Genomic DNA, 24,905 nt, shown 5'->3' with positions numbered 1-24,905 from the left:
CGAGTGAAATAAGAGGGAAGCTATCATATGTTTGGCAGTGTTACGGCATTGGTTCCTTATAAGAAGAAAGTGTTATTTTATTATGGTTTCCTTTCTTTACTTATCAGTATTCCTCTTTTCACCGTTAGTCTTTATTTCTTCTTGCTACATGACTTAGACAACAAAGCCAAAGCTGCTGAAAATATACTGATAACTCAGATGGAAGGTATTTTTTCTGAATTAAAAACGGTGGTTGATAGTGCAGGATTATCTTGTCAGGAAGAGGATGCTACTCGTTTAAAGCGATTGGTATTTTACTCACCAACGTTTAAAGAACTCGGGCTTTTTGATAAAGACTTCCGTGTGTTCTGCTCCAATTATGGAGTCGTTAATATTCCCATTTTTTCATCGATTGTTACTCGTATCGAAAGCAGTGCTGGCCGTAAAACCGTTTCTTTGGTGCGCTCGAAATCATTGGGCGAAGCAACATTTTTTGCCTTTTATCAGGGCGAAAATGGAATTGGTGTAAACGGCTTAGCACCACCTATTCGATTTTCCACTCTTATCGATCCCATAATATTACCCGACTATTTTTATGAATTAACCATAGGTAAGCGAATATTGTCTTCCAATCGCGATGGTATGGATTCAGATATATGGAATAAGAAGGTTGTATCATTGGACGATTGGTCGGTGACATTAGATGTTTTTCTTCCCTCTAACTTGTATTGGCAACGTCTGTACTCCTTCGCTCCTTTCATATTCGCTGTTTGGCTAGTTTTGTTTTTGGCTTTTTACACTGCGCATTTAATCAGTGTTTATTATCGGCGTTCAATGCGGCACTGCATTCGCCGGGCCATTAAAAATGCTGAGATTGATGTGTACTTTCAACCTGTTGTTTCGCTAAATCCGGGTGAATCTCTTGAGATGGAAGCATTACTCCGTTGGCAATCTTTGCATCATGGGTATGTATCACCTTTAGTCGTTGTGAAAGTGGCCAGTGAATTGGGGTTGATGGACGAACTTACATGGGTGGTTATTCGTAAGGTCGGAGCGTTTTATCGAGAGTATCCTGATCAACTTATCGATATTAAAACCTCTGTCAATGTTGATCGGTTTAGTTTACTTAAAGAAAGCTTTGCTCCCAAGCTGGCGAGTATTTTAGAAGAATACCCAGAATTAAAAGGTCACTTAGGCCTTGAAGTAACAGAAACTAGCGTGCTGAACCACGACGAATTGCCGCTAATGGTGAGTCGCTTTGAACACATTAAGGCTTTGGGTATTGGACTGTCTGTGGATGACTTTGGTACAGGTTATTCTGGTTTAGACTTTCTGCGCCGTTTTCCGTACGACACTTTAAAACTCGATCAAGTATTTATTGCCAATTTGAAAGATGACCAATTTACGCGCCAAGTATTAACGTCAATTACTATCTTGGCTAAAGAGCTGGGCATGAAATTAGTTGCTGAAGGTGTGGAGCGTGAAGATCAACTTGAGGCTGTTAGGCTGTTGGGAGTAGATAGGGTTCAAGGTTATTATTTCTGTAGACCACTTCCAAAGGATCAAATTATTACGTGGATAGCACGCAATAATTCTATTGAAAATGCCGCAAAATAAAGCATTAGAAATGATGTAAGATTGTATTCTTGTAGCGCTTCTCTTACTCTCTACCGCTTAATTTTCTCGACGTAAGGCTAAACAATATGTCCACTCTGGTTTTTCGGCTTAAATATGTTCCCGATGAGGAAGCGGACGAGATTCGTCAGTTGTTAGCCGAGAATGACATCGCCTTTTATGAAACCTCTGCTGGTCGTTGGCAAATATCCATGGCTGGCTTGTGGGTAAAAGACAAAGAGCAAGCGATTAAAGCGAGAGAATTGATTCGTGAAGATCAAATTGCCCGCGCTCAAACCATGCGCTCTATTTCATTTGGGCAGTGGATACTTGGTTATTTACAGCATGCGCGACAGAACCCTGCCGAAGCCTTTTTCACTCTTATCGCTGTCTTGCTGATCTTGAGTGTGTCTATTTTACCTTTTACTTTATGGATATGATCTAAGGCTGAGGGTTCGCAAGTAGGGCGGCTTTGCGTTGCACGCGAGCACTAATCAGCTGCACATTGATCGCACTGGCCACCACAATAAGCATCCCAAACAGACTTAATATATCAGCATGAGAAGAGCTTATGCTGTTAGCCCACCACCCAAATGCCACACAAAGCTCGGTAAGGATGAAAGCCATAACCGGCGTTAGAGCGATGGACGCGCTAACTTGAACCGTTTGCCAATAGCGCATAGCTTGAGCGAAGGCCCCGTAGGCAACGACCGTATTAAGACAGCAGAAAGCCGCGATCCATATCTCATTAGGTGACATCTCAAACAACTCACTTGGTGATGAAAAAGGCAGCATAACAACTAAGGCATAGACATAAATTGCTAGTAAAATATTTGTTGGCGCCAAGCGTTTAAATAACGACTTTTGCAGCAATGCATACATAGACCATGCCGCTGCTGATAGCTGAATAATTGCGAAGCCTATCCAGATGGAGCCTTGACTGCCTTGAGCAAAAATAGGATGGAAAAAAACCAGCATACCTAATCCAATCCCCACAAAGCATAACCATTGCTGCCAGTTAATGCTCTCTTTCAAGAAAAACAAACCGCCTAGGGCAAGAAATAGAGGGGCAACTTGAAAACTTAGCTGTGCCGAGCCTGGTAGTAGGAAGTTCAAGCTCCAGGCAAAGCTGGTGTAGTTAATGATCAAGAAGGTTCCTGCAGCAAAAAGACGTAACCAGTCTTTTTTAGAAAGCGATGTGAACTCGCTTAGCTTGCCGCGTTGCCATTGCCATAAGCCTAAAAGGATGGCCGCCACCGAAAAACGTAACCAAGTCAGTGTAATAGGATCAGAAAAATCGCCTGACAGTTTTAGGGCAATGGGCAGCATGCCCCAAAACAAGACGGTAATGGAGCTGAAAAATAAGCCGTATAAAAATGCTTGTTTTACTGTTGGCATAAAAAGAGAACCTTATAACAGGAGATATACATTCGGAGTGTCATAATGGCTTCCCTTGCAAAACAAATCCAATGCATAATAGTTCTAATTATTATGCATATATCGGGATTTAGTCATGATTCCAAGCTCGCTACAACATCTGGATTTGAAGTCCCTGACAGGGCTTTTGTATTTATTGGAAGAACGCCATGTTGGGCGGGCTGCAGATCGGTTGTACTTGAGTCAATCTGCAATGAGTCGATTGTTAAATCGACTGCGTGATGCTTTTGACGATCCCTTGTTCATTCGTACCTCAAAAGGCATGGTGCCGACATCAAAAGCCCTCATTCTCGAAGCACCATTAAAGCTTATGTTAGAGCAAATGGAGGGACTGGAATCTTCGCCTGATTTTCAACCGCAAAGCAGCAACCGGGTGTTTCGCTTACAAACCACCCACTATCAGGCGCAAGCCTACGTGCCTGCAATCGCCGAACGCTTTTATCAAGAAGCGCCATTTGCCTCGTTGGAGACTACGACCATTACCGAAACCAGCTTATTGAGTCAAACCGAGCATTCTGTTGATGTTGTGTTATGTAGTGAATACATTGAAATCCCCAACACTTACCGAAAAATTTTGCTGGGACGTGAAAAATTTCGCTGCATCATGTCGAACAATCATCCCCTTGCCAAGCAAGATCAGATTAGCCTTGATGAGTATTTAAGCTTCTCTCATGTTTTGGTTAGTATGGGAGGAACTCGACGTGTAGTGAGCGACTTCGTGTTGGCCGATAGGGCCCATGAGCGACGATTTGCATTCCGGACGCCATATTTTTTATCCGCGTTAGAAACAGTAGGGCGTACATCCTTACTCATTAGTACGAGTGGTTTGTTGGCGGAGCGATTCTGTGAGCAATTTAATCTCACTATGAAACCCTTACCTGTTGAGTTTCCTGACTCAAAATATTTTTTAAGCTGGCCAAAAAGTATTGAGCGAGATCCCGCTGTTGAATGGTTTAGAAAACTTACGGAAGAGGTGGCCAAAGGACTCATTCCTTATCCGGAGTCGTGACTTTACATAGCCGTGAAGATCCTGCACATTTAGTTCAATCTGAGGAATTCGGTTATACTCGCATTTTGGGTTAAAACAATGGCATCACTGTGGTCTTAAAAAGCAAGAATACAAAAAGTAAACGCTCTAACAAGTTAGAGCTTCATCCTCGTAATCCGCATCGTGCGCGTTATGATTTTGCTTTATTGGCGGATTCTTGTCCTGAGCTTTCTAATTATATTCAACTCAACCAATACGGTAATGAATCGGTAGATTTTGCTAATCCAGATGCAGTAAAAACCTTGAATCGGGCCTTGCTTAGCCATTTTTATGGTGTTGCCTTTTGGGACATTCCACCGGGCTACCTTTGTCCACCTATTCCGGGTCGAGCCGATTACATTCATTATCTCGCAGATCTATTAGCAAGCAGTAATGAAGGTGTTATTCCTCGCGGTAAAGGCGTGAAAGTATTAGACGTTGGTATTGGTGCGAATTGCGTATATCCGATCATTGGTCACCAAGAGTATGGTTGGCAGTTTGTTGGCTCGGATGTTAATCCGGTTGCTGTGGCAACGTGTGAGACTATTGTTAAATCTAACGCTTGTTTGAAAAGTGCGATTATAGCGCGTTTGCAAACTCAGTCTGCCAAGTTATTTGATGGCGTTTGGAAGGAAAAAGACCGTTTTGATTTGACCCTTTGTAATCCTCCATTTCATACCAGTGAATCTGCTATGATTGATGAATCTCAGCGCAAATGGCGTGGCGTGAAAGGCAAAACAACCACCGAGAAGCCTGTACTTAATTTTGGAGGCACGGCTGCAGAGTTATGGTGTGAGGGTGGTGAAGCTGGTTTTGTGTCTCGTATGGTCAAAGAAAGTGTGCAATACGCAGATCGTTGTTTTTGGTTTACTTCGTTAGTGGCTCGGCAAGGTAATCTAGACGCGATTTATCGTACGTTGAAAGACGTTGGCGTTCGTCAGGTAAAAACGATTGAAATGGCACAAGGTCAGAAAATCAGTCGATTTGTCGCATGGAGCTTTCTTGGAGACGATCAGATTGATTATTGGAAAGACAACTATTGGCAAAATTAGGTGTCAATTATTTGATACCCTGCTGATATAGTATAAAAGTATTATAAGCCCTATTATTCTTGAGCACCTTTACGTTTTTTTGGATTTAAGCTAAGTCGCCTGTGTGATTAGCATTTGAGAGGTCTTAAATTGCTAAAAAGCTTTCAATCTCGATTAATCATGTTTGTCTTATTGTTGCTGGCACTCGCTCAATTAGGCACGGCATTGGCGGTCTTGACGTCGTTAAAAGAAGACAACTATAAGCAAGGGGTACAATCAATTGATGTATCTCATAATGTTTTCGACTTATTTTTAGCTGCACGCGCCGAGCAACTTACCAAAGGGGTAGAAATATTAACTTCGGATTTTGGTTTTAAGCAAGCGGTCGCTACTAGGGAAACTGGTACGATTCGCTCTGTTTTGCAAAATCATGGTGCGCGTATTAATGCAGATATTTCTCTTCTAGTGACACCTCGTGGCGAACTGATTACTGCCACACAGCCGCTTAATATTACCGATACAGTTGCCGAACTAGTATTTGCGGCACGCCGTTCTCGCGGGTCGTCTATTAGTACGATGGTGGCGTTAGATAATCGTGCTTATCAACTTGTTTTAGTACCGATCAGAGCGCCGAATGTGGTGGCTTGGGTTGGCATGGCGTTTTTGTTAGATCAAGCGTTGGCTGAACGAATTAAAAATGTAACAGGTTTGGACATCAGCTTTGTCTACGAAACACAAAACACAAATATGCTGTCAGGTGCATCTACCTTACCTTCTATAGAAAAAGATGCCTTATTAAAAGAGATCGGTAATATTAAAGACATTATCAGTTCTCCTGTGTTCTCGGATGACGAAAAGTACTTATCTTTAGGTGTCGATATAGGTGTGACGAACCAGTGGGGCATTATTCATTTGCCCTATGACCCCTGGCTAGAAAGTTATCGCGATACGCGCAATCAACTGATACTGATCTTTACCGGCGCCTTGGCTTTGGCTTTGTTATTTGGTATTGCTTTGGCCCGAAATATGACTAAACCGATTGGTCGTTTGGTAGGTTACGCCCAGCAAATCGGTCTGGGTGGAACGAAAGAAAAGGTTAGTGCACCGAATATCGGTGGCGAGTTTGGTGTGTTGTCTCATACCATGAAGACAATGCAGGACTCTATTATCAGCAGGGAAGAAGAACTCACCTATCGGGCTTCACATGATCAGCTCACCGGGTTATTCAATCAGAGTGCGGTAGAACAGTATTTAAGCGACACCTTACCCAAAGAGCGGGGTGGTTTGGTGCTTGTTAATATTCGTCACTTTAAAGATATCAATAATATGCTGGGTTTTGATGTTGGTAACTTGTTGTTATCTAAAGTGGCGGAACGCCTGCAAACATGGGGACATGATGCGAAGAAGTTAGCAAGATTGAATGCGGACAAATTTTTGCTGATTTTTGATCGCCCTATTACTGAGCAAGATTGTAAAGATTTAAAGTGCTTTTTTCATAATGAATTTGAAATCGAAAAAGGATCGAGTATTCGTTTGGATATCAGTATTGCTGTGCTTCCCATCGAGCACGCAACCGCTACCGTCAATAGTGCGATGAGGCGTTTAGACATTGTTGCTGATGAAGCAAGTGACTCAAGTAAATTGTGTGTTTTTTATGAAGTGGGCCAAGACGAAAACCATCGTAGACAATTGACCATTATTCGAGATTTACCCGCCGCATTAGATGGTGGCCAGTTGTTTGTTGTTTATCAACCTAAGGTTGGTTTAGCAGGAGATGATTGTCATGAAGCTGAAGCATTAATTCGCTGGATTCATCCTGAGCTCGGCTTTCTCCCCCCTGATGAGTTTATTTCTTTATTGGAACACGCCGGTAGCATCCAGCAATTAACCAAATGGGTATTGAACACCGTTTTATCTCAGCTGAGTAAGTGGTGGGCTCAAGGCCATGAAATCCGTGTGGCTGTGAATTTATCTGCCCATGATTTGTTAGATGAACAGCTGCCCTTTATTGTCTCTGAAGCATTGCAGACGAATCGTTTACCGACACGGGCGCTTGCATTAGAAGTGACTGAAAGCGCAGTGATGAAAGATCGAGAAAAAGTGATCGGTGTGCTAAAGGCATTGCAGGACATGGGTGTTCATCTTGCGATTGATGACTTTGGTACAGGTCAATCTTCATTGTCTTATTTACGTGAGTTGCCAGTTAACGAGGTTAAAATCGACCGAGCTTTTATTCAGTTTATTGATACCAATAAAGGTGACGAGTTTATTACGAAGGCAACCATTGAGTTATCTCATAGTTTGGGCTTTCAGGTTACCGCTGAAGGTGCAGAAAATGCAGAAGGAACGGCGCTTTTAAGGTATTATCATTGTGATAAAATTCAAGGCTATTTCTTCTCTAAGCCTTTGTCACCAGAAGATTTTTTCAAATGGCGTGAAGCATTTCATTCGCGTTAAATCATACATTTTAATAAGACATCAATCTTGCTCGTTGTTTAAGTTAGGTTAATCCAATTATGTTGCTTTTGATACGGATGGCATTGCTATTATTGTTGGTGGTAGGCGTAACACTACTGGGTATAGTGTTTTGCTTACTCACCTTATGGTCAAAAAACCGTGTTTACTATCTAGGGCGTGTGTTCGCGAAGGTCGCGAGACTGTTTGGATTGTCTGTTGAGTCACGAGTTTCTGACTTGGCAAAAACGGTTCCTCAAGCCGTTTATGTTGCTAATCACCAAAATAATTTTGACCTATGCACGCTGGCGGCAGTCGTGCCTGAAGGTGTAGTGACGGTTGGTAAAAAAAGCTTGCGTTGGATTCCTTTCTTTGGTGCTTTGTATTGGGCCAGTGGTAATTTTTTGATCAACCGAGAGGACCGTAAGCAGGCGATAGCTACCATTGATCAGATTGTCTCTAGCATGAAAAAGACGGGCTTATCTATTTGGATGTTTCCAGAAGGCACGCGCAGCCGGGGACGTGGATGGCTGCCGTTTAAACGCGGTGCTTTCCACGCCGCGGTTCAAGCTGGGGTTCCTATTATTCCTATCGTCTGTAGCAGCACGCACAATCAGGTAAATTTAAATCGTCTGCATAACGGCAAGGTTGTTGTTGAAATGTTGCCTCCAATTGATACCACTGGATTGCATGAAACTGATGTTGTGCAGCTGATGACAACCTGTGAAACCCTGATGCATGAAACCAAACAACGTCTCGATAAAGAGCTTACGTAATAAGTCTTATTATAAAGACAAATGACTCTATGGGTGGTGAAGTGAGTCTATGGTTTCTTCTAGTTGTCTCTTGACTCCCTGCTTGCTCGGATGATCATCCGGTAAATCTTGTTGTGACCATTCAGGGTGCTGCTGAGCCTGTTTAAAGTAAGGTTTGATGCGATCCATTAGGTCGCTGCTTGGTGATTTAGGCGATAGTTGATAAGCCTGTTGTGATGCGTGTCCTCGTTGATGAAAGTGCTGAATAGCGTTAATGCCTCGTAGGCATAATAAGGTTAGCGTGGCCTGATCGAGGCACAAAAAATGCTGTTTGGTGAATTTGCTTTTCAATGTGTCTTTATAATGCTGTCCAGTTTTCCATGTTGCGCCTAAGATAGCTCCAATCGTGGTAGCTGTGCCTAATGTGAGGCCAGCAGACATAACATCAATACCTGCTCCAATTGCTGCGCCAGTTAACGCGCTCGTGCTGGTTTCAATCCCCCATTCTTTTAGCGTATCTGCGTCGAACAGGTCTTGTTCCCAGCGAGCGTTTTGAATGTCTAATGGTGATGCAATTAGGTCTTCTGGCTGAAATTCATACAGTCGTAAAAGCTGACTGGTGTAGTCTCGTTCGAGAGTACGTATTTCGTCTTCGAAAAGGCGTACTTCTTCGTTTTGAGGAGGGTAACTGGAGCACGCTAGTCGCGTACTGGCGGCTTTTAGCAGCAAGTCAGATAATAGGTTACAGGCCATCGAACGGCGTAATTGAGCGGCACCTTCTCGGTTTTGGATAAGAAGTGTGATTAAGTCGTAGTCTTCTGGCATTAGGCTCTGAATGCTCTGATAGAGACGCTTTTCATCTTCAAAGTAAAACGCGACAGTGTCGTATTTAATAACCGCATGTAGGTGGCGCTCCGCCAAAACTTTTCGCCACGCTTCCATGTGAATGCTGTCCGCGGCGCTAAAGTTAAGAATCGGAATAATCGGCTTATTGACGCTGGCCAAGAGTGCTAGCTCATCTAAATATTTACCTAATGGCGCTTGGCGTAGATCGATGACATATAAAATAATATCACACTGTGTTAACTGCCTTAGGATCTTGGCTTCTTGTTCAAATTCATCTTGTGCAAAATGACTTTCGTTAAATGCTTGCAGCCAGTCTGTACCTTGATAAGAGTGAAATGCCGCTGAATGGCGAATCTGCCAAAGCCCAATAGAGTCTTCAAATCCTGGAGTATCGGTTAGAGTCAGAACAGATTGCTTGCCTATCTGAATGTTCACGCTTTCTACGTGACGAGTGGTGCCTGCTCTGTCGTTTACTTCGCCAAAGTCATGACGACGTAGCAAGGTACGGATCAATGATGTTTTACCAGTATTGGCGTGACCAACCACTAAAAGAGAAATAGACACAGCTTAATCCTTTGACTGCAGAGATGTTGAAGGTACCCGCGTTTCTCTTGCAAGACGTTGCCAATCGTCTTGGAATGCGCTGTTTTTTGCGTCATATAGTACCAAGTTTAAGGAAGGGTAATGGCCGCGCGCGAGCCTGAGAAAACGCCTTGTCCCTCTGTCTGGACTTTGTCGGGCGTTTACCAGTAAATACATGGGCTCATTATGTGTGACCTCCAAAAAATGCGACTGCTCCTCCCGACTGTTTAGCATAGTTAGAGACTTTGCTGGGTGTAACGGCCTCGGTGTCTCTGTACTCCATTCAAACAATGCCCAGTGCTGTAAAAAGGCCGACTTAGGAAGCTCGCTTCGTAGCTCTGAAATATGTTCACCGCCAGCTTGTGAGTCTGAATTATGCTCTGTGTCTAGAATATGGCGGCTTTGGCTTTCTGGTTGACGATAGCGATTTTTAATAATTCTTTCTTGTGTGCTTAGGGGCAGCATTGCTCGCTTAACTCTGTATATGCTCAAACAAACTAGCGTTAAAAATACTCTTGGGAAGACGCCATAAATCATAATGCTTGCCAGCAAAAAATTAGCCCAATGCTGTCTTGTCGCGGCTGTTTGCGAAATGAGATCCACACGGCTAGCTAAAATGTCTAATTGATTGGGTAGCGAAATGCCAAACCATTGTGGAATGACACTCAATGTTTGCGTCAGTTTAATAAAAGCCTCATCACTCAAAAGCGTTGTTTCCCAAACAAAGTTAATTTGATTGGTAAGCAGTAAGAGTAAGGTCATTATCCAGCCTGCCAATAAATAACATCCCCAAGCGCCATGTGACAGACTGCTGATTAACCATTTATTGGTGTGATTAGGGCACTGCCAATGTAGGTAAGCGGCACTGACATTCTTTTCTATATGTGAATGCTTACTTACTTTATTATTTATAAAAATCAATAGGCTAAGAAGCATTCCCTTGCTGTTTGCCTGCTGTTTCATAGTAGTTAGCATGGTGAGAGTCCAAACCGCCAAATTCAGCATGTGGAAACCCAGTAAAATAATAAACAACCAAAAAATATTGGCTTGATTAGACTGATTTATAGAAAAGGCAGGAGGAACAGCCATGAATCCTAACAACGCGCAAAACATCATTAGCACGACAATAGCGCGATTAAAATAACGCTTTAGAGAGGCAAATTGTGCCGAATAGCTGGTGGGCTCTGGTGTTGAATCGAGTGCGTTGAGCGCCGATTTTAAATCATTTGCATGAGCTGGTAGGCGAAAGGCAGTGTGGGTTTCTAGCCATGCAGCCAGAGCCAATTTGGCGTTGGGCGTTGGGGAAGTCATGTTATCGTTTTGCTCTTTTTCATCTGATGATCTTTCTCTTTTTTGCAATGCCGCATGTTTGGAATGACACTATTGCTCTCCTCTCTACTTTGTTTTACTTGATGTTGTCGATAAAGGCAAAAGGCCCGAGAAGTTTCTTGAATGTTTTATCTGAAAATATAGTTTCATCAATAAGTTAGGTGTCATGTTTTGTTTTATTGCGTTAGGTCAAGATAAGCGTGTTTATAAGTTATTAAGTGCAGTATAAATGTAGGTAATTGTTAATGTAGATTGATTCATCTTGCTATGCCACTCTACTATCATCTTATGTGCCGTGCACACGGTGGTTTTGTTAGGAGACAAATTTATGCGTTTTAATTCCATACGGGTGAAAAGTTCTTTGCCTGCTCTTGTAATGAGTATTACTTTTGTGATCGCCATGACTGCAATGGGATACATTATAGATCAATTGAAAACAGCCTTAGATTCTCAAGCCGATTCATATGGTAAAGCCTCTGCGGTCATTCTGAATGCGGATCGTGACCTTTATCAAGCTAAGCTTGCTGAGCAGAGAATGATCGCAGGTATTGGAGTGCGTGCAGACGAAGACGCTGACCGCCTAGAAAATGCGCAGCAGGTTAAAGATCGTTTAGCGCTATTTCGTCAATATCTATCAGCTGAGCCGCAAGTGTATAAATCGCTGGGTGATTTTGATAAATCCTTTAGTGCGTGGCTGAGTTCTTCTAATGCTGTTGTTGCGATTGATAAAAGTGCGCCTAACTTTGCAACATTAGAGAAAAAATCCAACGCAGACTTTAGCACACTTCGAGGCATTCTTGATCAGGCTGGCGAAGCGGTTAATGAGCATGCAATAAAATCGAAACAACTTCTTGAAGAAAAAGTAATAGATTTTGAAAAGTTCGCGATTGCTATTGTTATCATTGGCTTGTTGGTAGCTATTTGGTTCAGCTACAAAACACCTAAAACGCTTACTAATCAAGTGCGTTACTTAGGACAGCGTATACGTGAAATATCCGAAGGAGATGGTGATTTAACTCAACGTATCGAGTTTTCTACTAAAGATGAACTGGGTGACTTAGCCAATGAATTTAACGACTTTGTAGGTCGTTTGCGAGGCATCATTAGCAGTATTCATGAGCAATCAAATGCCTTAGGGCAAATGACAGGCCAGCTAAATAATGCCGCTGCACAAACGGCAAATATTACCACTGGTCTTGCAAACGCGTCGGCCTCTATTGTCAGTGCGGGCCATGAAATGGACATGTCTAACCAACAAATGGCGACGGTGGCACGTGATACTGCAGAAGAAGCGAAGAATTCTAATAACTTGACGCAAAATGGTATGTCTGCAGTCAATAAATCACAGCACGCGATTACTGAACTGGTTTCTGATATAGAGTTGGCACTAGGCCGCTCTGATGAATTACAAAAGAGTTCTGAGAACATAGCCTCTGTCTTAGAAGTGATTCGCAACATTGCAGAACAGACCAACTTGCTAGCATTGAACGCCGCAATTGAAGCCGCGCGTGCTGGCGAGCAAGGTCGTGGTTTCGCAGTGGTCGCCGATGAGGTTCGTACCTTAGCAACGCGAACTCAAGACAGCACCAATGAAATTGAGTCTATGATTGAGAAACTAAAAATCAACGTAGCAGAATCGTCTAAAGCGATACAGAACAGCCGTGATAACGCTGGGTTTACTGTGGAAAATTTTGACGAAGTAACCAAGGTGTTTAATAGCTTGCAGGAATCTTTCGCAAAAGTTCAGGAGATGGCGGCACAAACGGCACAAGCGACAGAAGAGCAATCGATTGTTGCTAATGACATCAACCAAAACATGGTGTCGTTGAAAGACCAAACTGATTCTGTTCAGTCTGTATCGGATCTTATCCAGCAGCAGTCCAAAGACATTACTACGCTGTATCAAAACCTTGATCAGCAAGTTGGAAGCTTTAAAGTTTAGTTCTACTACGGAACGTAAACCAAAACCGTTTATCGAAAGATAAGCGGTTTTTTCATTTATAGTCTGAGGTAAGTCGCTTAAGACATTCTTTTTAATGGCAATGGCGCCGCTGTTTTGACCGAGCGAATAGCAAAATGGCTTTGAATGTCTTTTACATGAGGCAAAGACTGTAGGGCTTTTAGGATACGCTCATAGTCTTGTAAATCCATTGCGACCACTTCTAACCGATAATCCGCAATGCCAGAGACTAAGTGCGCGCTGATGATGTCTTCCATTTCCAAGATCGCTTGTTCAAAGACGATGTGCTTGTCTCCCGCATGGCTTTTTAAGCGTACTTCCACAAACACCGTCATGGAAAATCCGGCTTTTTGACGATCAATGCGGGCGTGATAACCCTCGATCACTCCCGTGTCTTCCAATTGCTTCACGCGACGTAAACAAGGCGAGGGCGATAGATGAATTTCCTCCGCTAATGCGACGTTGGTCAGGCGTCCGTCTGATTGCAGATGAGAGAGAATCTCTAGGTCTGTTTTATCCATATTGGCACACTTAGTAATTTATAGAATTGAATTGAGTGTTATATGCTAAAAAGTAGCCTTTCTTGAGGGTAAATAGCAAGGACATGCTCGCGAATGAAAGAAGATAATAAGGCTATCGATTTCCCACGAGGTGGTTATGCCCCAAACTGCGACACAACACACATCATCAATATCCGCTCAAGAACCACCAAAATACAAACAATATGCTACAGGTTGGGGTTTTCGCCTTGGTCTATTGGCTGCTTTTGTTAGTATTTTGATTTGGGCATCTTGGCTGGTCAGTATGCGTGCCGGCATGACCAATACCTTGACTGCTTTTGATTTAGGCATTTTGCGATACTCACCGCCCGCTCTGTTACTGTTTCCTTTTTTGTGGCGCGCCAGAGCACAAGTTAAAGCGGTTTCTCCGGTGCTTTTGTTGGGCGTGATATGTGGCGCAGGCCTGCCATTTTTCTACCTAAGCGCCACAGGTTTGAAATACGCGCCAGCGTCTCACGCAGGTTTATTGATTCTTGGTGCCTTTCCCTTCTTTGTTACCTTGCTGGCCGTGCTTTTCTATCAAGAAAAAGTCAGCCGTGAACGTAAGACTGGCTTGAGTTTAGTTAGTATTGGCGTGATTGTTCTGCTCAGTTTGTCACTACTAACCGCGCCAGAGAATACATGGAAAGGTGATTTATTACTGCTGGCTGCGAGTTTCTTCTGGGCTGTGTATACCGTGAGTTTGCGAATTGCGGGATTGCCGCCATTAGTATCAACGGCGTTGATGGGCTTAGTGTCCTTGATCGCGCTGGCTGTCTTATGGGCAACGGGGTTGGCTTCTAGCGGCTTAGCGGATGCTTCGTGGGATATGTTGGCTGGGCAAATTCTTGTGCAAAGCTTACTTGTTGGCTTGATGACGGGTTTTTCCTACGGCTACGCCATCCAAAAACTCGGTGCAGAAAACATGGCCGCCATCGGCGCCTTCACCCCAGTACTCGCCGCACTTATCGCTATTCCTGTACTCGGCGAACACCTCGAAGGCTACTCTATCGCCGGACTCATCTTCGTTAGTGTTGGTGTCGTTATCGCGAGTGGGATCTTGAAGAAGCGGTAGTTTTGTTGGTCTGACCAGACTTCTTTAACCGGAAATACTCAACCCCGCTTACCTTAGGTAAGCGGGGTTTGCTTTTTTAGGGGACTCCATCAGTTCATAGTTTTAAATTTTTAGGGTTATTGGAGTTATATGTAAAAGCAATGGGTTTTTAAGGGTTATTGGGGTTATTATGATTTTTCCTAAGGAAAGGAATGGCGAAAAGGATTGATATGAAAAGCCGAGAGGTAATCCAGATGCTAGTCGAAGACGGATGGTATGAAGTTAGAGTAAAAGGCAGCCACGTGCAGTTTAAGCATCCTAATAAAAAAGGCACAGTGACCGTTCCCCATCCAAAGAAAGATTTACCGATTGGTACTTTTAACAGCATAAAGAAACAAGCTCAGCTTTATTAATAGCTTTAGCAGAGGTGTGAACCATGAAATACCCAATTGTATTACATACCGATAATGGCGTTAGTTACGGCGTGACTGTGCCAGATGTGCCCGGCTGCTTTTCGGCTGGCGATACATTTGATGAAGCACTGGAAATGGCTGAAGAAGCAATCTTTTCTCATCTTGAACTCTTGTTAGAAGACGGGGAAGACATTCTAACCGCAAGCCCAATTGCAACTCACAAAGACAACCCAGACTACGCTGATGGCGTGTGGGCAGTGGTAAATGTTGATATCACACCATTGTTGGGTAAAAGTGAAAAAATCAACGTCACCTTACCGCATTTGCTGATCACTAAAATCGACAAAATAGTGGCGGCGAATCCAAAATACAAATCCCGTTCTGGGTTCTTGGCGGAAGCGTCGAAGAAAGTGCTACAGTTAACCTAATTTATTTTTGGCTAAACGAAGGATACGAAGTCATGAGTGATATTTTAAAGTCTGTTCATAAGACAACAGAAGGCCTTAAAAAAGCGGGTGCGATTGATAAAACCACCATGCGTCAATTTGATACCTTATGTTTAACCTCCATTCATGACTTCACGCCTGAGCAAGTCAAAAACTAAGACTCGCCAACAACCTCAAACAACCTGTTTTCGCACAATACTTAAACGTCAGCGACAAGCTGGTTAAAAAATGGGAGCAAGGTGAAAGCAAACCCAGAGGCGCAGCGCTGAAAATGCTTTCTCTAGTAGAGCGTAAAGGGATAGAAGTGATTGCTTGAGAAAGGGTTGTAATCACCAAAGACCCTCAGAGTTTTTGAGACTCTTAATAGTAGTGTGTAGGAGCATGTATATGAAGCCATCAGAAGCCACTTATAAACATATGGAAGGAAATTCATCTTTTTGGTATCAAAAATCAGTTTCATTGTATGCTTCTGCAAGCTTGATTTGGGATGGAATGAATTCACCAAAAGAGCGTGAATTTATAAAGGGATTAGGTTTAAAAAGTGAGTTTTCAGTGGAGCTGGGGTGCCTAGATAATTATTTAATGGTGTTTGGCTTATCTTATGAGGTCATGTTGAAAGCAATATGTATAAGAAAAATCAGTAGTTTCCCAAAAAGCCATAAAATTCATGAGCTGGCTAAACACGCAAAAATAACTCTAAATGAGGGTGAAGTTCTCTTATTAAGTATATTGTCAGAATTTGTTATTTGGGAAGGGCGATATCCAATACCAAAAAATCATGAAGTCATGATGAAACACTGGGATGCTACGCGTAATGCTCTTTGGGAAGAAGATAAGATAATTGGTGGAAAATTTCGAACTGATGTTTTTGAGTATTATAGACTGAAAAATTTATGGCTAAAATTATCGGATGTATATTTTGATCTACAGGAGTCAGAATAACGACAATAAAAAACCGCTCACATCTCTGCAAGCGGCTTTCTATACAAACCAACCAATCCTATTAAATAGAATTACGCATCAATACGTTTGTATTTGATACGCGTTGGTGTGGCTTCGTTGCCGGTGCGTTGTTTGTAGTCGGCTTCGTATTCTGCGTAGTTCCCTTCGAAGAAGACGGCTTTAGAATCGCCTTCGTATGCTAGGATGTGTGTCGCGATACGGTCTAGGAACCAACGGTCATGGGAAATAACAATCGCAGCGCCTGGGAAGGCCAGTAGCGCGTCTTCCAGTGCACGTAAGGTTTCTACGTCAAGGTCGTTGGTCGGCTCATCCAGTAGCAATACGTTGCCACCTTCTTTAAGCAGTTTGGCAAGGTGTAAACGGTTACGCTCACCACCAGACAAGTGCTTAACCAATTTTTGCTGATCAGACCCTTTGAAGTTAAAGCGACCAATATAAGCACGAGACGGCACTTTGTAGTTGTGCACCGTGATCATGTCTTGGCCATCAGCGATTTCTTCAAATACAGTTTTGTCGCCGTCTAGTTCACGCATTTGGTCTACGTAAGCAAGCTGAACGGTTTCGCCTATGGTGACAGTACCTGTGTCAGGTTGTTCTATGCCAGCGATCATTTTGAATAGGGTAGATTTACCGGCACCGTTACCACCAACCACACCCACAATCGCGCCTTGTGGCACTACCATGTTGAAGTCTTCTAGTAGCATCTTGTGTTCGAAGCTTTTGCTAACGCCTTCGATTTCGATGACTTTAGAACCAAGACGTGGTCCTGGTGGAATGTACAACTCGTTGGTTTCGTTACGATCTTGGAACTCTTGCGAGTTCATTTCTTCGAATCGAGCCAAACGGGCTTTGGATTTAGACTGACGACCCTTGGCGTTTTGGCGAACCCACTCAAGCTCAGATTTAATGGCTTTTTGGTGAGAAGCTTGTTGCTTCGCTTCGGTTTGTAGACGCGCGTCTTTTTGCTCTAACCAAGAAGAGTAGTTACCTTCGTATGGAATACCATGACCACGGTCAAGTTCCAGAATCCAGCCAGCGGCGTTATCTAGGAAGTAACGGTCGTGGGTAATCGCCACAACAGTGCCTGGGTAATCTTTTAGGAAGCGCTCTAGCCAAGCAACGGATTCCGCATCCAAATGGTTGGTTGGCTCGTCTAGAAGGATCATGTCTGGCTTGTTCAACAACAAACGACACAAGGCAACACGACGACGCTCACCACCAGAAAGATGTTCTACTTTCGCATCCCAATGAGGAAGACGTAGTGCATCAGCAGCGACTTCAAGGGCGCGTTCTAGGTTGTGGCCTTCTTTTGCTTCGATCAAGGCTTCAAGTTGGCCTTGTTCTTTTGCTAGGGCATCAAAGTCTGCGTCTGGCTCTGCGTATTCTGCGTAAACTGCATCCAAACGTGCCATGGCTTCGATCACATCAGTGAAAGCTTCTTCAACAATGCCGCGTACGTTTTTTTCTGGATCAAGATGAGGCTCTTGTTCCAAGTAGCCGATTTTGATGCCCGGCATTGGACGTGCTTCACCATTATGCTCGGTATCAACACCCGCCATAATGCGCAGTAGTGTGGATTTACCAGAACCGTTAAGACCCAATACACCGATCTTAGCGCCAGGGAAGAATGAAAGAGAAATGTCTTTAAGAATCTCGCGTTTTGGGGGAACAACTTTCCCAACGCGGTTCATGCTGTATACAAACTGAGCCATAAATAGTCAACTTATCCTATGATTAGAAATCCTAGCACGACTACTGCGCTCGCCAATACTTTGTTAAAAACAGACTCAAAATGCTCATTTATAACCCATAAACTCTGCTTTTTCGTCGGTTTTTGCCTCGTCTTGGCTTTGCTCGTAACGTCGTGAATTTATTTCGTTAAAACGCTCCACGGGGTTGCCAAAAAAATCTAGCAAGTCGATGGAGAGCCAAATGCAATTAGTGAGCTAAGGATAGCACAGCTCAGGCTATTTCAGAATAATCAACGCCGCACCAGCGACAACGAAAATCGCACCGACCCAAGCACCGAAGGCCGGGCGTTGGCCGGTGGTGATCCACAATCCCGGTAAGATCAATACGGGAACAACGGCTGATAGTGTGGTGACAATACCCACATTGGCGTTGCCAACCCCCCAAACTAAGACGCTCATACCTATTACCATACCAATGGTGGCAAGTGCGGCAATGCCCATAAAATCTGCTCGAGTTAGTTGACTAAATGGAATAGCGTCGGCAGGTTGTTTGTGTCGATAGTACAAACCATATGCTAGCGCTAGAGCGAAAGCGGCCGTGCCAACTCGCAATGCTGAGACGGCAATCGGATCGGCACCATCAATTAAAGCGGGTTTGCTAAGTAAGGCGCCACTGGCCTGACCAAGTGCAGCACCAAGAGCAAGCAAAATCCCGCTGCTCAGTTTGCCTTTGGTTTGTTCCCAAGCGTGCAGGCTGACTCTACGGCCAAATAGAATAGCGATCACCACACCGATTAATACCAAACCGCAGGCAAAGAGTTGATTGAAAGAAAGGTTTTCACCTAAGAATAACCAACCCAATAGAATCGACATGGGCGCGTTGGTAGCGAACAGAACGCCAGTGCGTCGAGGGCCAAGGCGATGAACCGCGGTAAACAACATGGTATCGCCAATAAAAATCCCCAACAGCCCTGACAGCATGACGATCTCAGCATGTTGCCACAAAGTTGAATTGAATCGTTGAGTGATTAAGCAAATAGCTAACAGAATTGAACTGGCAATCACAATACGAAAGGTATTAAAGCGCATGGTGCCAAAGCGTTGGATTAAGTTTGGCGCCATCAGGCTTGAAATAGTCCAACACAAGGCGGCAACTAAGCCTGATAACTCTGCGAACGGCATATAAATCCTTATAAAATCATTCACTCTTAAATAAAGGAATGATGCAAGCGCACACTGTCGCTTTGTAGCTATATTATGGCGGGGTTGGTATGATTTCACCCATCACGCGATGGCCTAGTCTAAGGCATTCTTACACCAAATTAGCGATATTGGAAGCACTATGCGATGCCCTTTTTGTGGAACTCAAGATACTAAAGTAGTGGACTCTCGATTGGTTTCTGAAGGCGCACAAGTGCGTCGCCGTCGTACCTGTAGTCATTGCCAAGAGCGCTTTACCACCTTTGAAGTGGCTGAATTGCAAATGCCGAAATTAATCAAAAGCGATGGTAGTCGAGAGTCTTTTGATGAAGACAAGTTGCGTAATGGCATTATTAAAGCCATTGAAAAACGTCCCGTTAGCATTGAAGCGGTAGAAACTGCGATCACCCGAATTAAAGAAAAAATGCAGGCCACAGGTGAGCGAGAATTGCCTTCTCGTTGGACTGGCGAAGCAGTAATGGAAGAGTTGAAGCGTCTTGATCAAGTCGCCTATGTACGTTTCGCCTCTGTGTATCGTAGCTTTAAAGATATCAGCGAATTCCGTGAGGAAATAGATCGTCTAGAAAGCCACAGTGCATCGACTACAGAGTCGAAGAGCGCCGCCCCAGAATCGAAAAAAGAAGATGAAGCATGACAGTTTTTAATCACGAGCACTGGATGGCGAAAGCTATTCAACTAGCAAAAAAAGGCCGCTACACCACACATCCAAACCCTCGCGTTGGTTGTGTCTTGGTAAAAGATCAGCAAATTATTGGCCAAGGTTTTCATGTTAAAGCCGGAGAAGGCCATGCCGAAGTAAACGCCTTGGCGGATGCGAATCAAGACGCTGTTGGCGCAACGGCTTATGTCACCTTGGAACCTTGCAGTCACCAAGGCAAAACGCCGCCTTGTGCCGATGCCTTGATTAAAGCGGGTGTCGCTCGCGTTGTTTATGGCATGCAAGACCCGAATCCAGAAGTGTCTGGCAATGGCTTGGCAAAAATCAAACAAGCCGGCATCGAAATAATTGGGCCTGTTTTAGAAGCGGAGTGTGAAGCGCTGAATCTAGGTTTTATCAAACGCATGCGCGAGGGTCTTCCTTATGTGCGAGTGAAACTTGCCATGAGCATGGATGGCCGCACGGCCATGGAATCTGGCGAAAGCCAATGGATTACCGATTCAGCAGCGCGTCTTGATGTACAGCGTTTGCGCGCGCAAAGTGACGCTATCGTTACTGGTATTGGCTCTGTGTTGGCGGACAACCCAAGTATGACAGTGCGCATCGACAATGATGATCAAGAAGTCGATCCGAAAAGCGTGCGTCAGCCAATTCGTGTGATTATGGATACGGCTTTGTCGATTCTTCCTGAAGCGAAAATTCTTTATCCAACGAATCAGGCTTGGATGTTTTCGGTTGAAGAGGAAGTTGAAGCAGAACACTTAGAAACGCTTACAAAAAAAGGCGTTACGGTACGTTTCTCACCGCGAGGTTTGGATGGGCGACTAGATTTATTGGATGCGATGGAGCAACTTGCTGATTCAGGTATCAACGAAGTCTTGTTGGAAGCCGGCGCTGAATTGGCCGGTGGTTTTTTAGCTGCTGGGCTGATTGATGAAATCGTCGTTTATATGGCGCCGAAACTATTGGGTTCCAGTGCGCGACCTTTGTTCAAATTACCACTAGATGAAATGGATGAAGCGGTTGAGCTGACGCTTAAATCGGTTCGTCAAGTTGGGCAAGATGTGCGCTTAGTATACCAGCCACGCTATCTAGAGGATGATTTTGAAGATGATCTTGAAGGCGACTTTGACGAAGAGTTGTAAAAATAAAGAAACGTGAGTCATTGCTTTTTCAGGCTTTTTTTTTGAAATGCCTGAAAATTGTTTTTTCTTGCGAATATTTAGAGAACTTTGCCGAGAAACCTAGAATAAATGTTGCTATAATCGCCGCCCAAGACAACCCATATATTCGTACCTTTGGTCGATATGACTCAGTTGCTGTCTAAAGGCAGTAGCTAATATAGCTCTTTAACAACCAAGGGTACTTTCAAACAGACCAAAGCGTCAGCCCATAAGGCGACGTAGTCTGGACAATTGAGGCAAAAAATGAGCGAAGTGGAAACAGCAAACGACCAAACTCCAGCACCAAAACGTAAAGAGAAAAAACCTTCACGTTCGCAATTGCGCAGTGCTTCTCGTCGTTTGGCATTACAAGCGGTCTATCAATGGCAGATGAACCAATCTGCAGTGAGCGAGATCGAAACTCAATTCGTGATGAACCAAGATCAAGAAATGGATTCTTGTGACAAAGTCTACTTCCGCGAATTACTACAAGGTGTAACAGCCAGCGCTAAAAAACTGGACGTATTGTTTGAAGAGTTACTAGATCGTCCATTGAGCGAACTAGACCCTATCGAATTAGCTGTTATGCGTATTGGGGCATTTGAATTGTCCCAGCGTTTAGATGTGCCATACCGCGTTGCGATCAATGAAAGCGTAGAGCTAGCAAAAGGCTTCGGCGCGACGGAAAGCCACAAATACGTAAACGGCATTCTAGACAAACTTGCACAGCGCGTGCGACGCGAAGAAATCGCCGCTCGCCGAGAAGCGAATAAAGAATCGAACAAGTAATAGAACCTATTACTAAAAGATACCTAAGAGCCCCGTTATTACTTGTTAATAACGGGGCTTTTTTATGTCTAATTTTCGATGGCGTTTGTCTAAATTCAACAGATAATGATTTGCGTTGAAAGCGCATATTTTATTATGGTTGACGCCAATATTGATGGCTATAATTAAGTTTATCGATGTAGCAGACATACTTTATGTATGACATCGCGTTACCTTCTAAGTAAGGTCGAGGCTGTGCCCGGTAAAGACGTTCTGAATCCAAGAGATTATTCTTTTGGCGAAGGCTCCCTAGACGGAGCCTTTGTTATTTATAGGCTAAGGAAAGCTTATCCATCTATGTCATACAAAAGACTTTTTAATTTATCTGATCATGAAGTTCAGCAGTGGAAGCCGTTTCAGCATGTTAATGCCGAGTATCCCTTAGATCATCTTGATGCTTGTAAGTTGGTGTTCCAACATCCTAAAAGAAACGAGCGTTACACACTGTTTTTCACATTTTCTCATCACGTATTTACGCGTGGTATTAAAAGTGATGAATTTCCTGATGTTATCGACATATATCCTTTTCCGTCAGATAAAAGACGTTTGATAAAACTCGTTACGAGTTATCAAAACATTTACCCCAAATCATAGCGACTTTACCCAATCAATTCTGTTATCACGGCGGTTATAGTCGTTACTGTAGTTGTAAAATTAAGCAAGATAATGGCATAGAAATTTATTACCAAGTCGTATATCGAGTCTGGAAGGAGCATGGAAAAATGCGTTTTCATATTGAAAGCGCTTACCCTTTGAATGAAAAATTAGGCAGGGTAAAGAAAGTCGATTTCTGGGTTATTTGCCATAATTTACTTCATAGCAAAAAGCTGCCAAAGCCATCTCTAAAATAAGTAGGAATATTTCTCTTATTGATGGCTGGTTTATTCTTAACCCGTTATCATAGTGTATCGAGGTGGTTGTTACGCTGCCTTACCCAATATTTTTAGGATCATAATGAAAAAGAACTTTGTTTTGTCTCACCCCAAAAAACCATACCAGCGCCTCATTGAAGAAGCGAAAAATGAAGTTAAGCAATACATTAAAGCAGAGCGTAAAAAAGCCTTGCCAGATGGCGCAGATTTTTGGGGATTTAATTGCAAGTTTGGTCAAACGGTTGATAAGGCAAGAACGATTCACGAAGGTGATATCAATACAAATATTAGCTCGGCACAAAGCCAGCACTGGAAGACTTTTTATTTAGAAGTGATTCCAACGCCAAAGCAGCGAGCAAAACGTTCAGAAGATTAATGGCGGTTTTGGTGTTAAAAAGCACAATACAAACAGGGCAGATTACCTAGCGTAATCTGCCCTGTTTTGCTTCTGACATCTGTAGTGTAATACGGTATCCTTTGCCAGTATTTTCGGTGCAGGATGTGTTGCACTGGAATAATAGAAGGGTAATCTGTTGAAAGAATTCGAGTTGATACAAAACATCTTTCAAGCGTCTGTGATGGCAAGTACACAAGGGCGTGGAGATCTTTTGTTGGGTATTGGTGATGATTGTGCTCAGGTGCAAGTGCCGCAAGGTCAAAGCTTGGTGTTTTCTATGGATACCTTGGTTGAAGGTCGACATTTTCCTTTCGATGCGGATCCTGTTGATATTGGTTATCGTGCGGTCGCAAGCTGTGTCAGTGATTTAGCGGCCATGGGTGCGAAACCGGCGTTTTTCACTTTAGGGCTAACGCTTCCTGAATCTGATCCGCAATGGTTAGCAGGCTTGGCGCAAGGTATGGCAGAACTGGCGGAGCCGATCGGTTTGGCCTTGGTTGGCGGCGATACTACCAAAGGGCCGCTAACCATTACACTGCAAGTACATGGTTATGTAGAGCCAGGCATGGCGGTAAAACGCAGTGGCGCAAAGGTCGGTGATGATATTTACGTTACCGGTTTGCTTGGCGATGCCGCTGCCGCTGTACCGATCGTTACCGGCGAGTTGCAAGTTTCGAGTGAGCGCTTTGATTATTTTTATGATCGCTTTTGGCGTCCGCAGCCAAGGCTGATTGCTGGTATGGCGCTGAAGCGAGTGGTTCATTCCATGATGGATATTTCCGATGGCCTCGCTCAAGATATTCAACATATACTCAAAGCGTCTGGCGTTGGAGCGAATATCGATGCGAGTCGATTGCCAATCTCCTCTGAACTGCGTCAATGGCAACCAGAATCAGCGATATCGTTGGCATTAACTGGAGGCGATGACTACGAGTTATGTTTTACCGCTCCGAAAGAGCAAGCCACTGAGATATCTTTAATCACTCAAACCTTGAGCTTGCCTTGTACCAAGGTAGGCGAAATTGTCGAAGAAGGCTTGGTGATTCAAGGGTATGATGGAGAGGCAACGGGCTGGCAACATTTTTAGAGCCATGAGAGTCCACAACGATTTTTAGTTTTTAATTTAATGAATAGGTAGCAACTCCATGGCAAATTCTGCTCCTGCGTCGGTATGGCGTAATCCGATACACTTCTTAGCATTTGGTCTTGGCTCAGGTGCCGCACCAAAAGCGCCAGGAACCTTTGGTACATTGGCCGCTGTACCCTTGTTTATCTGGTTCCTACAAGATTTAACCGCAACCGCGTATTTCATTGTACTGGTAGTGACATCACTGGTGGGAATCTACCTTTGTGGTAAAACCTCGAAAGACATGGGCGTGCATGATCATGCTGGCATCGTCTGGGACGAATTCGTTGGTTTCTGGATCACCATGTGGCTGGCGCCTGCGGGTTGGTTCTATATCGTGCTGGGCTTTGTGTTGTTTCGCCTATTCGATATCTTGAAACCTTGGCCGATTTCTTGGGTCGATAAAAACGTCCACGGCGGCTTCGGTATCATGCTGGATGACATTTTGGCCGGCATTATGTCTTTTGTCGTGTTACAAGCTTTGGTCGAATTTGTTTTTTAGCTCTTAGTTCCTTCCCCT

At 43.8% G+C, this 24,905-nt stretch carries 25 protein-coding genes and 1 pseudogene; 20 read left to right on the top strand and 6 right to left on the bottom strand.

The genetic code is table 11. The annotated features are described in order from the left end of the window. Nucleotides 1-27 precede the first annotated feature (27 nt). The gene (locus JSY38_RS07675; protein WP_205116277.1) at nt 28-1,596 is read left to right on the top strand and encodes an EAL domain-containing protein; all 1,569 of its coding nucleotides are present in this window, start codon (nt 28-30) and stop codon (nt 1,594-1,596) included. An 86-nt stretch (nt 1,597-1,682) separates the two neighbouring features. After that, nucleotides 1,683-2,033, top strand: a complete 351-nt coding sequence (locus tag JSY38_RS07670) for a DUF6164 family protein (protein WP_205116275.1) — start codon at nt 1,683-1,685, stop codon at nt 2,031-2,033. A gap of 1 nt (nt 2,034) precedes the next feature. Here JSY38_RS07670 and JSY38_RS07665 read toward each other — a convergent pair whose 3' ends face one another. Next, entirely contained in the window at nt 2,035-2,991 is a 957-nt protein-coding gene (locus JSY38_RS07665; RefSeq protein ID WP_205116273.1) for a DMT family transporter, read from the bottom strand. A gap of 115 nt (nt 2,992-3,106) precedes the next feature. On the opposite strand from JSY38_RS07665, the gene JSY38_RS07660 reads away from it, so the two are divergent. The 4 genes from JSY38_RS07660 to JSY38_RS07645 all read left to right on the top strand — a co-directional run bounded on the left by JSY38_RS07660 (nt 3,107) and on the right by JSY38_RS07645 (nt 8,318). Next, nucleotides 3,107-4,039 (top strand): LysR family transcriptional regulator, encoded by a 933-nt coding sequence (locus JSY38_RS07660; protein WP_114411539.1) that lies wholly within the window; start codon nt 3,107-3,109, stop codon nt 4,037-4,039. 89 nt (nt 4,040-4,128) lie between these two features. Continuing rightward, entirely contained in the window at nt 4,129-5,109 is a 981-nt protein-coding gene (rlmF, locus tag JSY38_RS07655; protein WP_205116271.1) for a 23S rRNA (adenine(1618)-N(6))-methyltransferase RlmF, read from the top strand. A gap of 129 nt (nt 5,110-5,238) precedes the next feature. Then, nucleotides 5,239-7,545 (top strand): bifunctional diguanylate cyclase/phosphodiesterase, encoded by a 2,307-nt coding sequence (locus JSY38_RS07650; RefSeq protein ID WP_205116269.1) that lies wholly within the window; start codon nt 5,239-5,241, stop codon nt 7,543-7,545. A 59-nt stretch (nt 7,546-7,604) separates the two neighbouring features. Next, entirely contained in the window at nt 7,605-8,318 is a 714-nt protein-coding gene (locus JSY38_RS07645) for a 1-acylglycerol-3-phosphate O-acyltransferase (protein ID WP_205116268.1), read from the top strand. Between the two features lie 27 nt (nt 8,319-8,345). Here the strand turns inward: JSY38_RS07645 and JSY38_RS07640 are convergent, their stop codons facing one another. Both JSY38_RS07640 and JSY38_RS07635 read right to left on the bottom strand, forming a co-directional pair. Then, nucleotides 8,346-9,707: a DUF3482 domain-containing protein gene (locus JSY38_RS07640; protein ID WP_205116266.1), complete on the bottom strand. Its 1,362-nt coding sequence runs from the start codon at nt 9,705-9,707 to the stop codon at nt 8,346-8,348. Nucleotides 9,708-9,710: 3 nt separating this feature from the next. Further along, on the bottom strand, nt 9,711-11,036 hold the full coding sequence (locus JSY38_RS07635) for a DUF2868 domain-containing protein (protein ID WP_205116264.1): 1,326 nt from the start codon (nt 11,034-11,036) through the stop codon (nt 9,711-9,713). A 346-nt stretch (nt 11,037-11,382) separates the two neighbouring features. On the opposite strand from JSY38_RS07635, the gene JSY38_RS07630 reads away from it, so the two are divergent. Further along, a complete protein-coding gene (locus tag JSY38_RS07630) occupies nt 11,383-12,996 on the top strand; it encodes a methyl-accepting chemotaxis protein (protein ID WP_205116262.1) in 1,614 nt (537 codons plus the stop codon). Between the two features lie 77 nt (nt 12,997-13,073). On the opposite strand, the gene JSY38_RS07625 is transcribed toward JSY38_RS07630, so the two are convergent. Continuing rightward, nucleotides 13,074-13,535, bottom strand: a complete 462-nt coding sequence (locus JSY38_RS07625; RefSeq protein WP_205116260.1) for an Lrp/AsnC family transcriptional regulator — start codon at nt 13,533-13,535, stop codon at nt 13,074-13,076. 136 nt (nt 13,536-13,671) lie between these two features. Between JSY38_RS07625 and JSY38_RS07620 the strand changes: the two genes are divergently transcribed. The 6 genes and pseudogenes from JSY38_RS07620 (at nt 13,672) to JSY38_RS07600 (ending at nt 16,408) form a co-directional block, all read left to right on the top strand. Continuing rightward, nucleotides 13,672-14,628 (top strand): DMT family transporter, encoded by a 957-nt coding sequence (locus tag JSY38_RS07620; RefSeq protein ID WP_205116258.1) that lies wholly within the window; start codon nt 13,672-13,674, stop codon nt 14,626-14,628. Nucleotides 14,629-14,819: 191 nt separating this feature from the next. Then, on the top strand, nt 14,820-15,020 hold the full coding sequence (locus JSY38_RS07615; protein WP_239544426.1) for a type II toxin-antitoxin system HicA family toxin: 201 nt from the start codon (nt 14,820-14,822) through the stop codon (nt 15,018-15,020). A 23-nt stretch (nt 15,021-15,043) separates the two neighbouring features. After that, nucleotides 15,044-15,448, top strand: coding sequence for a type II toxin-antitoxin system HicB family antitoxin (locus JSY38_RS07610; protein WP_205116255.1), 405 nt, complete (start codon nt 15,044-15,046; stop codon nt 15,446-15,448). Nucleotides 15,449-15,480: 32 nt separating this feature from the next. Next, nucleotides 15,481-15,624 (top strand): hypothetical protein, encoded by a 144-nt coding sequence (locus JSY38_RS18500; protein ID WP_239544424.1) that lies wholly within the window; start codon nt 15,481-15,483, stop codon nt 15,622-15,624. A 53-nt stretch (nt 15,625-15,677) separates the two neighbouring features. Further along, nucleotides 15,678-15,782: pseudogene (locus JSY38_RS18495) on the top strand (helix-turn-helix domain-containing protein); the annotation flags it as partial. Between the two features lie 71 nt (nt 15,783-15,853). Further along, nucleotides 15,854-16,408 carry a HEPN domain-containing protein gene (locus tag JSY38_RS07600; protein ID WP_205116252.1) on the top strand — a complete coding sequence of 185 codons (555 nt, stop codon included), beginning with the start codon at nt 15,854-15,856 and terminating at the stop codon, nt 16,406-16,408. Between the two features lie 71 nt (nt 16,409-16,479). Here JSY38_RS07600 and ettA read toward each other — a convergent pair whose 3' ends face one another. Beyond that, nucleotides 16,480-18,141, bottom strand: a complete 1,662-nt coding sequence (gene ettA / locus JSY38_RS07595; protein ID WP_114411550.1) for an energy-dependent translational throttle protein EttA — start codon at nt 18,139-18,141, stop codon at nt 16,480-16,482. A gap of 255 nt (nt 18,142-18,396) precedes the next feature. Beyond that, on the bottom strand, nt 18,397-19,302 hold the full coding sequence (locus JSY38_RS07590; RefSeq protein WP_205116250.1) for a DMT family transporter: 906 nt from the start codon (nt 19,300-19,302) through the stop codon (nt 18,397-18,399). Nucleotides 19,303-19,462: 160 nt separating this feature from the next. Here JSY38_RS07590 and nrdR point away from each other — a divergent pair, with 160 nt between their 5' ends. From nrdR to JSY38_RS07555, 7 genes are all read left to right on the top strand, one after another. Continuing rightward, on the top strand, nt 19,463-19,975 hold the full coding sequence (gene nrdR, locus JSY38_RS07585) for a transcriptional regulator NrdR (RefSeq protein ID WP_114411552.1): 513 nt from the start codon (nt 19,463-19,465) through the stop codon (nt 19,973-19,975). Beyond that, a complete protein-coding gene (ribD, locus tag JSY38_RS07580; protein WP_114411553.1) occupies nt 19,972-21,144 on the top strand; it encodes a bifunctional diaminohydroxyphosphoribosylaminopyrimidine deaminase/5-amino-6-(5-phosphoribosylamino)uracil reductase RibD in 1,173 nt (390 codons plus the stop codon). The genes nrdR and ribD overlap by 4 nt, the downstream gene beginning before the upstream one ends. Before the next feature lie 282 nt (nt 21,145-21,426). Next, nucleotides 21,427-21,951: a transcription antitermination factor NusB gene (nusB, locus tag JSY38_RS07575; protein ID WP_114411554.1), complete on the top strand. Its 525-nt coding sequence runs from the start codon at nt 21,427-21,429 to the stop codon at nt 21,949-21,951. A 234-nt stretch (nt 21,952-22,185) separates the two neighbouring features. Beyond that, on the top strand, nt 22,186-22,584 hold the full coding sequence (locus JSY38_RS07570) for a hypothetical protein (protein ID WP_205116248.1): 399 nt from the start codon (nt 22,186-22,188) through the stop codon (nt 22,582-22,584). Between the two features lie 360 nt (nt 22,585-22,944). After that, nucleotides 22,945-23,238: a DUF6172 family protein gene (locus tag JSY38_RS07565; protein ID WP_114411555.1), complete on the top strand. Its 294-nt coding sequence runs from the start codon at nt 22,945-22,947 to the stop codon at nt 23,236-23,238. Nucleotides 23,239-23,395: 157 nt separating this feature from the next. After that, the gene (thiL, locus tag JSY38_RS07560; protein WP_205116246.1) at nt 23,396-24,346 is read left to right on the top strand and encodes a thiamine-phosphate kinase; all 951 of its coding nucleotides are present in this window, start codon (nt 23,396-23,398) and stop codon (nt 24,344-24,346) included. A 58-nt stretch (nt 24,347-24,404) separates the two neighbouring features. Further along, nucleotides 24,405-24,887: a phosphatidylglycerophosphatase A family protein gene (locus tag JSY38_RS07555; protein ID WP_205116244.1), complete on the top strand. Its 483-nt coding sequence runs from the start codon at nt 24,405-24,407 to the stop codon at nt 24,885-24,887. Nucleotides 24,888-24,905: the final 18 nt, after the last annotated feature.

This window comes from Marinomonas foliarum, assembly GCF_016906065.1.
GTDB classification, from domain to species: Bacteria; Pseudomonadota; Gammaproteobacteria; order Pseudomonadales; family Marinomonadaceae; genus Marinomonas; species Marinomonas foliarum.
The sequence above is the reverse complement of the archived record's forward strand: the minus strand, read 5'-3'. Positions and strand labels throughout refer to the sequence as shown.

Coding starts and splice junctions, on each gene's coding strand:
- JSY38_RS07675 (WP_205116277.1), top strand. CDS start 28: ATGTTTGGCAGTGTTACGGCATTGGTTCCTTATAAGAAGAAAGTGTTA.
- JSY38_RS07670 (WP_205116275.1), top strand. CDS start 1,683: ATGTCCACTCTGGTTTTTCGGCTTAAATATGTTCCCGATGAGGAAGCG.
- JSY38_RS07665 (WP_205116273.1), bottom strand. CDS start 2,991: ATGCCAACAGTAAAACAAGCATTTTTATACGGCTTATTTTTCAGCTCC.
- JSY38_RS07660 (WP_114411539.1), top strand. CDS start 3,107: ATGATTCCAAGCTCGCTACAACATCTGGATTTGAAGTCCCTGACAGGG.
- JSY38_RS07645 (WP_205116268.1), top strand. CDS start 7,605: ATGTTGCTTTTGATACGGATGGCATTGCTATTATTGTTGGTGGTAGGC.
- JSY38_RS07635 (WP_205116264.1), bottom strand. CDS start 11,036: ATGACTTCCCCAACGCCCAACGCCAAATTGGCTCTGGCTGCATGGCTA.
- JSY38_RS07630 (WP_205116262.1), top strand. CDS start 11,383: ATGCGTTTTAATTCCATACGGGTGAAAAGTTCTTTGCCTGCTCTTGTA.
- JSY38_RS07625 (WP_205116260.1), bottom strand. CDS start 13,535: ATGGATAAAACAGACCTAGAGATTCTCTCTCATCTGCAATCAGACGGA.
- JSY38_RS07620 (WP_205116258.1), top strand. CDS start 13,672: ATGCCCCAAACTGCGACACAACACACATCATCAATATCCGCTCAAGAA.
- JSY38_RS07615 (WP_239544426.1), top strand. CDS start 14,820: ATGGCGAAAAGGATTGATATGAAAAGCCGAGAGGTAATCCAGATGCTA.
- JSY38_RS07610 (WP_205116255.1), top strand. CDS start 15,044: ATGAAATACCCAATTGTATTACATACCGATAATGGCGTTAGTTACGGC.
- JSY38_RS18500 (WP_239544424.1), top strand. CDS start 15,481: ATGAGTGATATTTTAAAGTCTGTTCATAAGACAACAGAAGGCCTTAAA.
- JSY38_RS07600 (WP_205116252.1), top strand. CDS start 15,854: ATGAAGCCATCAGAAGCCACTTATAAACATATGGAAGGAAATTCATCT.
- ettA (WP_114411550.1), bottom strand. CDS start 18,141: ATGGCTCAGTTTGTATACAGCATGAACCGCGTTGGGAAAGTTGTTCCC.
- JSY38_RS07590 (WP_205116250.1), bottom strand. CDS start 19,302: ATGCCGTTCGCAGAGTTATCAGGCTTAGTTGCCGCCTTGTGTTGGACT.
- nrdR (WP_114411552.1), top strand. CDS start 19,463: ATGCGATGCCCTTTTTGTGGAACTCAAGATACTAAAGTAGTGGACTCT.
- ribD (WP_114411553.1), top strand. CDS start 19,972: ATGACAGTTTTTAATCACGAGCACTGGATGGCGAAAGCTATTCAACTA.
- nusB (WP_114411554.1), top strand. CDS start 21,427: ATGAGCGAAGTGGAAACAGCAAACGACCAAACTCCAGCACCAAAACGT.
- JSY38_RS07565 (WP_114411555.1), top strand. CDS start 22,945: ATGAAAAAGAACTTTGTTTTGTCTCACCCCAAAAAACCATACCAGCGC.
- JSY38_RS07555 (WP_205116244.1), top strand. CDS start 24,405: ATGGCAAATTCTGCTCCTGCGTCGGTATGGCGTAATCCGATACACTTC.